The organism is Nostoc sp. S13 (genome assembly GCF_029379315.1).
Classification (GTDB): Bacteria; Cyanobacteriota; Cyanobacteriia; order Cyanobacteriales; family Nostocaceae; genus Nostoc.
This window is the reverse complement of the sequence record NZ_JAQYWQ010000151.1, coordinates 1-14,319: the sequence shown is the minus strand read 5'-3', so window position 1 is coordinate 14,319 and position 14,319 is coordinate 1. Positions and strand designations below refer to the sequence as shown.

General features: G+C 40.7%; 14 protein-coding genes and 2 pseudogenes. 4 read left to right on the top strand and 12 right to left on the bottom strand.

Going from position 1 to position 14,319, the window contains the following annotated elements; translation table 11 throughout:
* Positions 1 to 162: 162 nt before the first annotated feature.
* From PUQ00_RS29415 to mobV, 8 genes and pseudogenes are all read right to left on the bottom strand, one after another.
* A complete protein-coding gene (locus tag PUQ00_RS29415) occupies positions 163 to 885 on the bottom strand; it encodes a hypothetical protein (RefSeq protein WP_300423216.1) in 723 nt (240 codons plus the stop codon).
* Positions 886 to 930: 45 nt separating this feature from the next.
* The gene (locus tag PUQ00_RS29410) at positions 931 to 3,753 is read right to left on the bottom strand and encodes a hypothetical protein (RefSeq protein ID WP_300423214.1); all 2,823 of its coding nucleotides are present in this window, start codon (positions 3,751 to 3,753) and stop codon (positions 931 to 933) included.
* Positions 3,753 to 4,031 (bottom strand): hypothetical protein, encoded by a 279-nt coding sequence (locus PUQ00_RS29405; RefSeq protein ID WP_300423213.1) that lies wholly within the window; start codon positions 4,029 to 4,031, stop codon positions 3,753 to 3,755. The genes PUQ00_RS29410 and PUQ00_RS29405 overlap by 1 nt, the downstream gene beginning before the upstream one ends.
* A 98-nt stretch (positions 4,032 to 4,129) precedes the next feature.
* Positions 4,130 to 4,744, bottom strand: a complete 615-nt coding sequence (locus PUQ00_RS29400; RefSeq protein WP_300423212.1) for a hypothetical protein — start codon at positions 4,742 to 4,744, stop codon at positions 4,130 to 4,132.
* A 93-nt stretch (positions 4,745 to 4,837) separates the two neighbouring features.
* Positions 4,838 to 4,996 carry a hypothetical protein gene (locus PUQ00_RS29395; protein ID WP_300423210.1) on the bottom strand — a complete coding sequence of 53 codons (159 nt, stop codon included), beginning with the start codon at positions 4,994 to 4,996 and terminating at the stop codon, positions 4,838 to 4,840.
* A 10-nt stretch (positions 4,997 to 5,006) separates the two neighbouring features.
* Positions 5,007 to 5,354 (bottom strand): DUF192 domain-containing protein, encoded by a 348-nt coding sequence (locus tag PUQ00_RS29390; RefSeq protein WP_300423209.1) that lies wholly within the window; start codon positions 5,352 to 5,354, stop codon positions 5,007 to 5,009.
* 4 nt (positions 5,355 to 5,358) lie between these two features.
* Positions 5,359 to 6,831, bottom strand: a pseudogene (locus PUQ00_RS29385) (ATP-binding protein).
* Between the two features lie 304 nt (positions 6,832 to 7,135).
* Entirely contained in the window at positions 7,136 to 8,854 is a 1,719-nt protein-coding gene (gene mobV, locus PUQ00_RS29380) for a MobV family relaxase (protein ID WP_300423207.1), read from the bottom strand.
* Positions 8,855 to 9,901: 1,047 nt separating this feature from the next.
* On the opposite strand from mobV, the gene PUQ00_RS29375 reads away from it, so the two are divergent.
* Complete coding sequence (locus PUQ00_RS29375) at positions 9,902 to 10,444, top strand: hypothetical protein (RefSeq protein WP_300423206.1); 543 nt, start codon at positions 9,902 to 9,904, stop codon at positions 10,442 to 10,444.
* Positions 10,445 to 10,451: 7 nt separating this feature from the next.
* Here PUQ00_RS29375 and PUQ00_RS29370 read toward each other — a convergent pair whose 3' ends face one another.
* Entirely contained in the window at positions 10,452 to 10,616 is a 165-nt protein-coding gene (locus PUQ00_RS29370; RefSeq protein ID WP_300423204.1) for a hypothetical protein, read from the bottom strand.
* Between the two features lie 44 nt (positions 10,617 to 10,660).
* Between PUQ00_RS29370 and PUQ00_RS29365 the strand changes: the two genes are divergently transcribed.
* Positions 10,661 to 11,908, top strand: coding sequence for a ParM/StbA family protein (locus PUQ00_RS29365; RefSeq protein ID WP_300423202.1), 1,248 nt, complete (start codon positions 10,661 to 10,663; stop codon positions 11,906 to 11,908).
* Between the two features lie 136 nt (positions 11,909 to 12,044).
* On the opposite strand, the gene PUQ00_RS29360 is transcribed toward PUQ00_RS29365, so the two are convergent.
* Together PUQ00_RS29360 and PUQ00_RS29355 are read right to left on the bottom strand one after the other, a co-directional pair.
* Positions 12,045 to 12,176, bottom strand: coding sequence for a hypothetical protein (locus tag PUQ00_RS29360; protein ID WP_300423201.1), 132 nt, complete (start codon positions 12,174 to 12,176; stop codon positions 12,045 to 12,047).
* Between the two features lie 13 nt (positions 12,177 to 12,189).
* Positions 12,190 to 12,852 carry a hypothetical protein gene (locus tag PUQ00_RS29355; RefSeq protein ID WP_300423200.1) on the bottom strand — a complete coding sequence of 221 codons (663 nt, stop codon included), beginning with the start codon at positions 12,850 to 12,852 and terminating at the stop codon, positions 12,190 to 12,192.
* An 82-nt stretch (positions 12,853 to 12,934) separates the two neighbouring features.
* On the opposite strand from PUQ00_RS29355, the gene PUQ00_RS29350 reads away from it, so the two are divergent.
* Entirely contained in the window at positions 12,935 to 13,348 is a 414-nt protein-coding gene (locus PUQ00_RS29350; protein ID WP_300423199.1) for a hypothetical protein, read from the top strand.
* A 239-nt stretch (positions 13,349 to 13,587) separates the two neighbouring features.
* A complete protein-coding gene (locus tag PUQ00_RS29345) occupies positions 13,588 to 13,947 on the top strand; it encodes a hypothetical protein (RefSeq protein WP_300423198.1) in 360 nt (119 codons plus the stop codon).
* A 101-nt stretch (positions 13,948 to 14,048) separates the two neighbouring features.
* On the opposite strand, the pseudogene PUQ00_RS29340 reads toward PUQ00_RS29345, so the two are convergent.
* Positions 14,049 to 14,319: pseudogene (locus PUQ00_RS29340) on the bottom strand (hypothetical protein); the annotation flags it as partial.

Here is a 14,319-nt window from a genome sequence, read left to right as displayed (position 1 = left end):
TTCTACTCCACCTTTTTATTATCTCATGCTATTTATATTAAGGATAAGTCTTTTGGGAGAAGGGGAGACGTTAAGAGCGTTAGCGAGTCATCCATCGAGCGTCACGAGCGTCATTGCGTTAGCGGAGCGAAGCCCATTGCGAATTGTAAACACACTCTCCACCTACGGTGAATAAGTAGGATCGAGTACAGACATACCAACAACTTCGAGATTGAGAGAAATTAATCCTTCTTCTCGAATGTCTTCTTTTTGTCGATTTGCTGCTAATTGTTCTGCAATCTGCGTCAGCATCATATTAGACTGTGCGGTATCAGAGCGTGATTGCAATGAATCAGTGCGCTGTTGTGCCAGCATCGAAACCACTAGACCATTTTGGGCTGCGATTACTTTTAAAATATTCTGTGAGGCATTCATCTCTTGCGCCTGCTGTCCGAGGTTTGAGGCATCTTGAGCCGTCTGTGTAGTTTGATCAATTTTGTTGGCAGTATCTTGCTGACCAAGTTGCCCTAATACACCAGATACTGAGGCTCTGGTAATTTCTCGCTGTAAGTCTTGTGCTTGTGTTGATGCTCCTGCCCAATCAGAGTTCGATGCTAACGATACTTTCAAACGCTGACCACTTTCAACTGGATCTGGCGCACCCATTACACCAGTAGCCCCATTAATTGCGGAATTAGCATCCTCTTGGGCTGCTGCCCACAAATTATTAATTTTATCGGAAGCTATACTGCTAATTTGGCTCATTTCGCTCTGAATCTGACTCCTAATTGAAGCTAAAAAAGTATTTAGGTCTAGTGATAGTCCATAACTCGGTGCAGTAATTAATAGACTCGTAACTCCACTAGATATAATGACGGCTAGACTAATCTTTTTAAGTTGCTTCATACTGGAATACTGCCTTTTTTTATCTTGAGTTAATGAAGAAAAATTCTAAATTGATGTGACTACTAAGGTTTTAGAAGTTAAACTCTTAAGTAATTCTTGGGCTGATGAGGATAATGGCTCTCCTCGAACCATTTTGATATAATCTTCAGAAAACTTGACAAGTCCAAGTATTGGATTATCTTGATATTTTTTCAGGAATAAAGTTCGTAATTCTTGCTCATAAGGGTTATTAGCAACTGCGGCCAATAAACAATAGGCTGGATAATAACGACAGAATGTAAGTTTGCCTAAATCATCCAATAACCACTGTGAGTAAATACCGGATTTTGTTGGGTAGAAAGCCTCGGTACTATTGTTTTGAATGATTTCATAAGGATATTTAAATCTATCAACAAAGGGATCTACTGCCGAAGACTGAATCAGACCTACCAATCGCGTTGTAATATTGGCGAAGATTTTTGCTGCGGCTTTGCTTTGGTAAATACTCTCTGGTTCTTGAGCCGAGATAATTACCCGTATCCCTGCTTTTGCACCATTGGCACACAACCGCCCAATTAATTCGGCTATCGCATCAAATTGAAATAAAATCGGCGCTTCATCCAGAAAGAAGATACTGGCTTTAGAAGATAAAGCACGTCGAAGGGCTGCGGCATAAGCTGATAAAGCTAAAATCGCTGCATCTGCCTCACTCGATAAATTCCGCAGTGCAAATACCAGCAACTTAGCATCAGTTCTGAAAGTTGAGGGACGACTAATTGATTCTCCAACTCTTGTTGAGAGCCAGTACTTTAATCTCAATCTGATTTGCTCCAAGGCTGATAAAATTTCCTGGCTATTGCTGGCTATAGAATCTATCTTGAGAAATGCTGGCGAACAATAATTCCAAAAATCTTGTAATGTGGGAGTATCCAGCCAAGCTTTAGTGCCAACTCCTGCGGCTAATGCCAACTTATACCTGATTTTGATTTCATCATCATTAAAAAACGTTTTCAAGGCTAGGGCAATGATTGATTCAATATTAGTAATCATGGAAGGGCTAACGCCAATCACGCTAGTTCCAATCACCATTGTCATTAACACTGATTTCAAGAATTCCTTAAAATCATTCAATCTTTCATTAATGGTTTCTTGATCCATCCCCCTCAAATTAGGTAGTTCAAACAAATTATTCGACTCTTTGGAAATATCAAAGTATGCACCATCCTTACCTAACAAATTCGTATAGTCACTAAATGTCGATGTCCCGTCTGGTTTGGGGTAATCTAATGCTACTACTGGTATATCTTGGGCTAGTGCAGGTGTTAAAATTCCTGCCACCAGTACTGATTTCCCACTTCGAGTTGCACCAAAAACTGCTATATTTTTATGCTGTTCGTACAAATCCAGGTGTACTGGCGTACCCCCCTCTTCGGCAATCAACTCAAAGCCAGTCCGATCTCCTGTAGCTGTACGAATCAAAGGCATCAGCCCTGGTGCTTCGGAACTGAAATAAGGTAATCTGCGGTTAAAAGGTTTTGCCAGCAGTGGCTCCCAAACAAATGGACAACATTGCAACCATGTCTTCCAGGCGTATTCTTTTTCTCGATCTACTGCTGCTGGTCTTAAAAAGTAGGAAGCTAAGTATTTGCAAGCCTGATTGAGTTCTCTTGTTGATTTTCTATGGATAAGAAAAGCTACTCCGGTATAAACGACAACGCTTCCTTTGTAAATGGTTCGTTGTGCCTCTACAGATTCTTCAATATTTATTCCGGCTTTAACATCGATGTTTCCTTTACTTGTTGATAAGGCAGTCGATGTAATTGACTGTTTAGTAAGGCGTTGTAAATTAGTTTTGGTAATTGCCTGATTAGCTTTAGTGATTTGACAGATAATTTCTGTATCTGAGATACTTTCTTTGGAAATTAATTCCCAAAGGTATCGTAATTGAGAGCGTTCATCTATCCAGCCCCCCGGTTTTTGGCTAAAGTTCATCACCCCAATATATTTATCTTGAATCTTTACCCATTGCCGATCTAAGAATGGAACAGATTCTTCATTTTCCAACAGATGATGCCGAATGTGAAAATCGCTTGTTTGAGTTTCTACTAATCCTTGGGTTTGACTAATGACTAAGGGATTAGGAATCGCTGTTGGTGATGTCAGATTAAATTGATGCCATAAGACTTTCCAAATATCTTCAGCGCTCAAAACTCTGATCCCTAGCTTCATTTTGTTACTTAGCAACGATTCCCACTGCAAAAAACCGTCGCTAAATGAGTTCTTAAGAATATTTTCAATCCGGCTATTATTAAAAGCGTGAATCTCTCCGGTGAATTTAAACCAAACTTTCTCTAACTTTCTGATTGCCGATTCTACAATGTCTTGGCTTCTCTCTGACTCAGCTAACGCTGTATAAGTACACCATAATCTTAAAAACTTGTTCTTTCTGACTCCAGATTTGGTTAGTTCTTTGATTCGTAACCTTTCGCTTCTAATTAGTAATTTCAATTGCTCAATATCACAATTGTTTTCGATCTGCTCTAATTCTGATTGTCTCGAATAATCGTCTGTAAAGGAACCCAAATGTATGGTTAATGACTCTCCTGATGGGATCTCTTTTAAACCTGCCTCTATGCTCTCAAATATTGGGAAAATTTGCTCCGAGGCTAAGTTAGAATGAATTCCAACACAATCAAAACAGAATTTGATTTGAATCGATTCCCCATTTTTCAGAATTAATGCTCCTATCGCTTTTCTCCCTCCCAAGGCAACATCGCAAACCCCAGCTAAATGGATAATGTCTTCAAAGGGTGTGAGAGTTTTTACTACATTAATTTGCTCGGTTTCTAACCTTTTTTTCTTGATCTTATCTGTCTTTTTTGTTGCCATTACGAATTATTCCTCTTGTATCCTCTGCTAATTCGAGGCACTGCCACAAACTTGCCAAAAAATTCTTGATTTGATGAAAGTAACCACCATGTTGCCCATCCCCAAGCTATGCTTAAGAGAGTGCCTAGCCAACTTGTTTTCAATATATAGTTGAAAACGAATACATTTAATATTGCTATAACTGACCAAGGGAAAATCTGATCCGCGGGAAATGGGCCTAATCGGGGTCTATCTCCCAAGATTCTATTTACACTTCGGAATTTATTTTCATCTCTCATCTTTTTTTATTGCTTGTTAATATGAAGCATTTCTGGAATCAGGGCACTTTTTCTCATTCCAGAAATGCTGCGACTAAATGGGTGTTCTTTTTTAACAGTTATGCTCCAGTAATTAAACCAGTGACTAAATCTCCTACAAAGACTGAAAGGACAATAATTAACGGAGTTCTGGCTAATGTCTGCCAATCTTCATCGTTTCGGGCTGCTTGAACAATTCTTACTAAACTAATACCTACATAGAGTAGGAATAAACCTCTCAATACGTTGAAGAACAATTCTATAACTGCTTGTGTTTGCCCGTTACCAGCATTGCCAAAAGCACCAGTCATCCAGGTTTGAGCATTGTTAAAAAACTGTGCTTCGGCTGGGGAAGAAGCAAAATCCAAGAGAAATATTACCGACAGGAATGCAAACAATATTGCATATAAATTTACTCCCCATTTTCGCTGTAGCTTTTCAAAATTTGTTAGCAATGCCTGTGTTTGTTTTGGGATTGCAACTGCTATTGCCCCTGCGATCATCAATCCTCCAAGCATTATGTTGTGGACTGACATCTCCAGAATCATTAATGCTCCTGTTACTCCCATCAGCCCAATTGTGCTACCTTCAATCACAATATTTTTTCTTGATGGTAAGGCTGCTGTTTGTCTTGTCTCAAAGCTTGTTGTCTTGGAATTCTCGTAGTCTGATATTTGCATAATTTGTGAACGCATGAAATCTTATCCACATTATTCACAAGTCATTTTCAAAATCCTACAGACTCTAGTACAAAAAAATCTAGTTCTTTTGGCTACAGAGAATATTTGTTACAGCTTTTTAAGTATAGGCTCTATTACTAATTTCTGCCCAACCTGAATATTACTAGCACCCGCTTTTAGTTCTAAAACCTGTGTCGCAGTGACACCGTAATAGATTGGACAAGGATTTTTTTGGCATGGTGGCGCATTGTGAATTATCGTTGTCACCAGGTTGTTTTTAAGGTATATGATGTCTAAGAGGGTGTTTGACTTGGTACATCCAAAATGGTACACGTTTATACTCTCGACCCAAGTTAAATAACATTCCGCGATCGCTCTCTAGATTATTTCTCCACTTGAGTCCTTTCTCTAGTTCTTGTGGTTTATTTGCCGCTTCTAAATAAAAGGTCTGGTTATTGTGAATAAGCTTATACTGAAGAGGCAATTTTTGGGGACGAGTTTCGATATAAGATACTACTGCTGTGAACAAGATTACTGACATCCCAGCAATTGGCCCAGCAATGTTTAGCAGCTTCAAGCCAGCAGCATACCAATCGATTTTTGACTGAGATTTCAGTATTTGCATAAAATTAACTACCAAAAATATCGATATCGCCCAAACTATATATTGATGAATCCACCGGACTAGATGGTAGTCCTTGCAAATCTGCCTTATTACGCATACTTTCTATTCGGTCAGCTTCACGTATTGCCAGAGGATTTACGCTTTTTCTTGATTCTAATAGTGCAGTTAGGGTAATTTGTAATGGTGGCAAATCCTCTGGTGCTGGAGTTTCTTCATCAAAGGATTGACAAAATATTGAGAATGCTGCCCTTTCGACGATTGCCTGAATTTCTGCACCGACACAGCGATGTGTTACCTTCAATAATCTTTGCCATTCTTCTGGGGTAAAGGCATCTCCACCATGACTAAAGCGCTTGTCAAATCTTGCTAGGTGAATCTTAAATATAGAATGTCTTTCACCGTTGTTTGGTAAGTCGATTTTGAATATCTGATCAAAGCGTCCACTTCTGGTTAACTCTGGTGGTAGCCATTGGATATTATTGGCAGAAGCAATTATTAATACATCACTTGTTCTTTCCTGCATCCAAGTGAGTAACATCCCTGCTAATCTTCGTGATAAATCATCATCTCCGGCAAATCCCTTGTCAAAGTCATCGAGGTAAAAAATTATACGGTTAATTCGGTCTACCAGTGCCAATAACTTTTTGAGTTTGTATTAGGCCATATTTCCATAACTGCGGAAATGACCCCACTCCACGATTACCAAGGGTAATCCCAGTATTTGAGAACAAGCCTTAGCGGAGTGAGATTTACCTGTTCCGGGTGGGCCAATCAATAAAACACCTTTTGGTAGGCGCAAGTTGTAAGACTTCGCTAACGGTGTCAGGAGGCGCTTGTATCCCTTAAATGCTGACTGCATTAACTCCAGTCCCCCAACAGGAATTGTCATTGGTTGCAGAAATTCCACATTGTAAACTCGTTTGAGCAACTCAATTTTATAAGCAGAAACTTTTTTGACTAATTCACTGTTGCCAATTGCTAGGGCAGTTTTTACCCCTGTTTCAATATCTGCCAAATACATCCCGACACAAGTATTCGCTATTTTATTGATTTGGACTAGTGTAATTGAGTCGGGTAATATTTGTGGCAGATAATCGCTAATTTCCTCAACTGTGGGTAACTCTTGGGTAATTGTGGGTATTAGACCAGCTATATCTGACTTGAGGCTTGCGTTTGACCCCAGCAACAAAGCTGTTTTACAGGAGTTATGGTTGTAAAGCTTAATGTTAATCAGTGCTGACTTAATCCATTCTGCTGTCAGGAACGAATCTGCATCCGTCCCTCCTTGTCCAAGCCACGGGTATATCCCTTCCAGGATCAAAATCCCTTGTAACTGGGTTGTCTTCCAAAACCGCAAAATCTCAAAGGAATCTTCGCGTACAACTTTGAAAGCGATTCTGTTGTATTCTTTAATTTCTGAGAATGCCAATCCCCAATCACTTATTGTTAAGTGGTATAATTTGTCATCCTCTAACATCCAAAGATAACAATTGATACCACTATTAATGCATTTTTGAGTTAGGTTTTTGAGTAAGCTTATCCTCTCTTGCAATGGAGATTCCACTGCTATTAAAGGATTATTTTGTTCGTAAAGAGAAAATATTCTTTCTATCAGTTGTGAACTCATGGGTAAATTATTGAGCATCAAACTGATAATAAAGGCTGACTCACTTTTTACTCACAGCCTGAAGTCCCCAATTTTCTCGTACTTCTGTCCATTGTTTTCATAAGGCGCGTTTCCTATTTCTAGCCTTTCATTCGCACTCAAGCAGCACTAGCCACTAAAGGCTTAGATCCGCCCCTAACTTACGCTGCTGTTGTTGTTGCGGTGACTGTGAAAGCAGCAGATCCTGATTCCAAGAGAGTGTTTTGGGTCTTGATCGTCTAGCCTGGGGCAGTAATTTCTTAACAGCTAGTGCGGTGGCTTCTCCAAATTCATCGGAGTTAAAGGACGTTTTGATTTGAGGAATATGCTCTAATCGCTCTACTGGTGTAGTTTTTGGGTCAACAAGTGCTATGTAGAGCGTTCGCTGTTTTGGTATTGACCCACTTCTGGAATATTCCAACATTGCGTAGGAGAAAGCATCAATCGTAGAGGAACAAAGTACCGCTTTTTCTACCTTAGTCGTTCCTCGCTCACCTAACTGGAAATGAAACCAACTCTTGCTGCGATCGCTGCCAATTGCCAAGCCTTTCAATTTACTCCCCTCAAGGTAAGCCCCTTTAACTTGATGGTTTAAATCTCGCATTACAAACACTGCATTTTGCTGCTTGTCAGCGTAAATCAGCCCTGATTGATGAAATCCGTGTACAAAGTTTGATGGCAATCCCCACAAGTGAGTCAAGTAGTCATGTACTCCAAGCCACTTGCTTTTATCCTCAACTGGTGGCACAAACTTGGGGGCTGGCTCGGTTTGAAGAATATCTGCTGTTTGTTTCTTGACTGCGGCGATCACTGCTCGTTCTGCCCCCTGAAGTCCAAATCTGTCATTGAGCCACGCCAAACCCTGTCGCAGATTGCAATTGTTCACCTGAATTACTAAGTCAACTGCCCCGGAGCCTTTTTCTACTCCTGGTGAGGTGGACTGAAATTTATCCCCATTTATATCAATGATGTGTCCGTGACCCAACCAAGAGTTAGATTGACTGGGTTGTTTGTCTAAGCCTAACTCCCAAGCCACATCTTCCAAGGCTAATTCACGCAATTGTTGAGTCTGTTTAGCTAATTCCTTTTTCTCTTTCTCTGATTGAGCAAGGCGTTGTTGAAGCAGTTCATTAGCTTGAGCCAGTTCCCTAGCTGTTGCTTCCATCTGTTGAAATTGGCGGGCTGCTCTATCTCGATCTGCGGCTTTGGCTTTGATTTGCTCTAAATTTAACTCTGATACTTCCAGGTTCCGTCCCGTTTCTACTATTTGGTAAAAGTCCTTTATATCCTCGTGTTTGGCTTTGGAACCCTTCAAGCCTCTCTCTAAGCCAATCAGCCGCATTGTTTGATAGTACGAGTCCTGAAATGCTTGGATTTTCTGTCGCCCATCGAAAAAGTGGTTACACCGTAGCTGACCCAAATCGTCCACTGGCACAAAGTAAGCATGAATATGTGGCGTAACTTCATCTAAGTGTAATTCTGCCCTGACTATCCGCGAACCGTATTCCTCAGACAACCATTGCTGCGTCGCTTCTAGCCAAATATCTAATTTATTTTGCTCATAATACCCTGCCTGATTTGGGCAAGAGGCACGAAAGTAACTTGGCGATGCACTCAGCAACATCTCTACGCAATAAACCCCGTCAGTCCTTATCTTCCGTCGCTGCTCAACCTCATTTATCTTCGCCATCACCAAATCTTCTAACCTTGATTCGGGATCGTCGCTGCCTATAAACCTAATGTTTTCTACCGATAAGTCAGCATTTGGTGTCTCCCTCTCACGAGATGTGTGAGACGCGCTACTCCCTATATCCTTCTGCTTTAATTTTTTTAACCGAGCGATCGCATACGCCATCCCTCATCACCTTCTTTTTCTTCCATCAACAATATTTCACGTAACAACTGAAATTATTTTTTAAGCTCACTGAGCATTTGTACTCAAGCCGAAAAATAGCATTTTTCTCAAATCAAGAATAGCCTAAATAACAGTACTAGGTACGTTTATTTTCAGTCGGCTGATTTTCTGATTTTTGGCAATTTTATCGCTCCTCGCTAGCTACCTGTAGGGCTACCAGACAACTACCTGTCGGGAAAATCAAAAATCACAAAAAGCCGCTATTTTTTCATCCAACAGGTAGCTAGGTGTCACCCGTGTGGTAGCCCGATAACTACCTCTAGAGAACTGTATCATACAATACAGTTTAGCTCTGAATCTACTTTAGTCTTGTGTAGATTGTCAGAGTTTTAAAAGATAGTGTGAGTAAGATTTTAAAAATTAATTAGAGTGCTAATCTATTATTTAGGCTAGTAGACTTGTTCGATTGTTTTTGCATGAGTCTTCGTTTCTTTTAATAGACTTATCCGGAAATGAGAACTTTATTTGGCTGAAACCTAGCTCTGGAGAGGGTTTTAGAGGTTCCTGTTTTATATAAGCTAAAAAGCCAGCTATGTAAGGGTTTCAGCTATTTTGAGGTTTATTTGTGGATAAGTCTAATGCAATAAATTTAAATTTGGAGTCAAGTACAAAATTTGACCTCTGAATCTATAATTTAGTGAGGGTGTTAAGCCTACTTATTCAGAGTCCGTCATACAGAGTTCAAACTGAATTCTTATTTGATAACTCTCAAGCAAAGAAGCTCTTGAGCATGGAGCAGAAAAGCTTTCTAACAAAAGAACATCGGAATAGGCGAGCAAGGGAACAGTGAGCAAAGGACAAAGATTTTAGATTCCTTTCTACTCAAAGGTTCCAGAGCAATTAAATTGATTTACGCTCAAAATGCACAAAAAATAATACGTCCTGAATTAGACCCCTAAATTTATTTATGGGGCTTCCCATCTGCGCCTCGGACTCTTCGCTGAGTCATTGGAAATATTTGGATTACTGTTTTCGGAAAATTCCTGAATGAATAATATGAACGAGGTAAAGCAAGAGATAATCTCAATTAAGCGTTCTCTTGAGAGTTTGGATGGCAAAATAATTAGCTACCTCAAGTCGAACCCTTTGAAACTAGATTTAGATTTTTCTGAGGTTGTTGTAAATGCGCTCAAAGCCTACTGGCTACCTTTTGCAATGCATTCTGTAGGAGTGCGTGATGAGGAATTAAGACGCATAGCGATTTGGTCAATCAAACAATTAGAAGGTCAGGCTTCTCTTATCCGCGAGGTTTTCGGGATTTCACCCCAAATAAATACTGTTGTCCAATTGGTGAATACTACTGCTGATTACCCAGGTGCTATCCCTAGCAACGACATATCACAGGACAAGATAGAGCTTGTCAATTCTCAAGGGTCTGACTCAGCGACTGCACTATCTATATCTAATGATGTTGAAGTTAAAGAAGGACTTTTGCAGACAGATGAAGAAGATTATGACTACGAGGAAGATTTGATACCTATAGAGATGACAGAAGAAATGAGAAGGACTAGTAAACTATTTGGGGTTTAGTCGAATGTCATGCTTGGTAACGTAAAACTCTTGCTGTGGCTCTTTGTTGGGGTGTAGGGAGAGTATAGGAGGTGTAAGAGGAAAAAGAAATTATATTATCATCCACAATCCCCACATCTCCCAGACTTCCCACACTCCCCGCATTTCCCACACCTCCCACAGTCTTCATCATTGCCACCATGCAACCGCTACACATTCAGTCCTTTGAGGTAATTCATGAATAAACCGAATCAAAATCCAGAGCCTGCTGTTAATACTCCCAAAATCGTTATCTCTGCTGACATTGGTGGCAGTGAGACAAAAGCGATCGCTCAAATTTATCCTTCAGGTGTGCCAATAGTATTAGCCATGCCACCTGAAATCGCTGATGTCTCTAAAACTTCTGTGGAACATTTTGCCCCAAACTCATATAACACCAGTATTTGGGTCGGGATGGGTAATGAGTATTATGTTTTGGGCGCATTGGCTAAAAGTGTTTTTGCTGGGACTTCTGCGCTGCGAGATTTAAAATCTCATTATGCTTTACCAAAACTGGCTGGTTTGTTGTGGTTAGCTTGCCGTCAGTTTCAGTTCGATACCAATAATATTGATGCCTTTGTCCAAGTATTGATGCCACCAGGAGAAATTAGTAATGCTCATAATCTTGGTAAAAAGTTAGGGCAATCACTCAACCGGGGAATTGTAACTCCCACCAACAAATTAAAAGGTAAGCTGCGTAATTTTCATGTTGCCCCAGAAGGCAGTGGGATTATGATATACCGCAGTCGCACTCTGGCTGGATCATATACCCAAAAAAATATCGGTTTGCTGATGCTTGGCTACCGGAACGCGAGTTTCGTTCTCAGCCAAAAAGGTAATCCGGCTTTGGCTGAAACAACTGATTTAGGTATGAATTGGTTAGTACAGCAATTTGTCCAACGCACTGCTGTTGGCTTGTCCAAAGAAGATGAACATTTAGTGACTGCAATCATTGCTGCTGGAAAGGGCAACTTTGCTCCTCTGCGTTCTTTGTCCCGCCAAGCCACACCTGAAGGTGTAGCTGCTGACTTAAAATTATTTCAAAACATTCTCCCTGAAGTTCGCTCTGATTACTGTCGCGCTCTTGTACGGTGGATACGAAACATCCCTTCACTTGATGAAATTCTCATTTGTGGTGGGACTGCTGATTTTGTCAAGAAGGAGTTAACTGACCACCTTCAAAATGAAGGTATACCTATTGTTTGGAATGGCGGCGTACAATTCCCCGCTCCCCTTGATACTAAGGGTCTTAGTGAGCGTGTCGCTGATGTTTGGACGGCGCACATTACTTATATATTGATGTTAGACAAGAACTTTGCTTACGATCGCAAGCAAGATTTAGTCCCTGACCCTAATAAACCACGACCATCTGCCCCTACCTCTGGCCTTGCCCAATTGCGTGAATACGCCAAAAAACGTGAGGCTGAACAACCTTTAAACAGTTAAAAAATTATGAAGCGTCCTTTTTGTACGACATTAACTGTGAAGTGCGATTGCTGTTACTTAACCAATCACTTTCAATAGTGAAGCGATCGCTCAAAAAGTTGGCTTACTCTCTGAGCGATCGCATAATTCAAGCTAACTATTTAACATCCCAGCCATCAAACAGATTCGGTTGATCTACCCCATACTGTCGTTGCACCAGTCGCCGCAGTTCTGCTACCGAATTGGCTGACTTCATCAAAATCAGCACTGATGTGACGTGTGGGGACAATCTCTCCTTTGTTTCATGAGAAAGCATTTGATGAATTTTGTACTTCATAAAGCCCATTTGGAAGAACGGGATTAACAATGTCAAGTTTGGCTTTTTCCTCTGGTGTCATCCAACTATAAATGAACTCCCAATAGTACAAGCCATTCTTAATGTGCTTTTTATGCAGCTTACTAATCCGAGCCAAATTCTCCTCAAACTCAGTTTCAAACATTTTAGTCCACGGGCAAGGTGTAGACAGAATACGACAATCATCTATCCGGCGTTGCTCGACTGTGTGTTGCTCACCCCAGACTTGATTAAACCTGCTGATTAGAGAATCTTCAGCAAGTGCATCAACCAGTATTGCTGCTTGATGATTTCCTTGTTTATCAAAGTAACGCCAGATGATCCGAACATCTTTCAATGACCACGTTACAGCACGTGTCGCTGTATTTTTAACTGTATATTCCGCATGGACTGTAACGTGATTTAAGCCTTGCTCCATAAGGGTTTTGCTCACACGAGGCAACCTAAACTGTAACCTGCTCAACCAGTTCTTATTTATACCGATTGTTTCGAGGATATGATTTTGAGACATCCGGTATTCTTCAGTTTCAACAATTCTAATCGCGTCAAACCGATAGTTGCCGATGTACAACTCAACTGCTTGGGCTGCGGCAAAATTTTTCTTAGCCATGATAGCTGTGCGAGATTTTCATTAATTCTTCGCGCAGCGCTGAATTCAACTATTAAATTGCTCCATCACGACTCATAAATATATGAATAACGACCAAGAACTTTATACCCAACAGCTAGCCCAATTTGCTGCGTCTCAAAGTTTTGATGAACGTTCAGTGGAATTTTTTGATGACGTTTGGCAAGAAGCCGGAGTTAAAGACATCGCTAAAATGACTACTGCTGATGCTAAGTCTGTATTGCAAGTCTTGGGCGAGAGTGAAGCATCACCAGAATTTACTAAAGCTCTATTAGCCCAAGCCATAACAGCAGGAATGCCTGAACAGGTTGTGGGATATATCTTGGAGAGCGATACTGACGGGGACGGTCGCACACTTGCACAAGAAATCTTCAATGACGGCACAAGTCCCTTCCAACCAAATCAACCATCAGTACTTGCCTCGAAACAAAACCAGTTTCAATCCTCTAGTGAAGAAGACATGGAAATCCAAATTTAGCCAAAAGTACGATTTTTTTGTAGACTCCTGGTTATTGATTTTTTGGGAATAGAAGACCTAAACTTTGGCTTATTAGTTAGCGTTTTCACATGCTCTAGAGGTGTAGTTCTTATAAAAAAGAATCAGGGGAAAGGATAAGGGGGAAAGGGATAGAATTTTCCCCTGACCTAGTACCCTTTAACATTTTCTCTGATTCCAAATATTTGTTCTACACCTTTTTCCAACTTTGAACTAAAGCTATGACACTAAAATTACCAACCCGCAACAACGTTACACACGGTCAAAAGCCAACAGACTCATTTACTATTTCTCAGCAGAAAGAACAATTAGAGAATCTGTTGTATCAGAAGGTTCAACAAGGGGAAGATATATCCCCTTGTATTGAAGCTCTCTATTATTTAGCTTCAAAGCAGACAACAGAAGACCAACTGCAAGTAATGTGGGCTGAAGTAGTCAGAGAACGCTCGGCATTCAATTCACTGCAAAGAGTAATCATTACAGCCTTTGCCATTTTAGGAATGATTGCCTTTTTTAACGGGGCGTTTCGCTCTGTCAAACCATCAGCAGCTGCTAACCCACCTGCTGCCCAACAGCGTTAATCCAAATGGTCAGGCAGCGTCAGAAATTCAACGCAAAAAGCTGAGAGCGTTGTTTGATAATGCTTTCAGCTTATATTATCACTCGCTCTGCTTCGGCTCACCTAATATGCTGTATCTTTGTCGAAAGGCAAGCTGTCAACATCCTCAAAGTTACGCAGGTCTTGCTCCATCTGCTGCCGACGTTGGACGTATGTTCTGCTATCTTCAATCCTTCCTCTCATCAACCATGCACCAAAGTTGATGCCTTGTTCTACGTGTGAGGCAGACACTTTCTTGTAATTATCAACCTCCATTTTCTTGCGCCACTCAAGCTGTTCTATAGGACTCCTATTTGATTTCTGAACAAGACTAAGAGAGAATACGGAGAGGTTT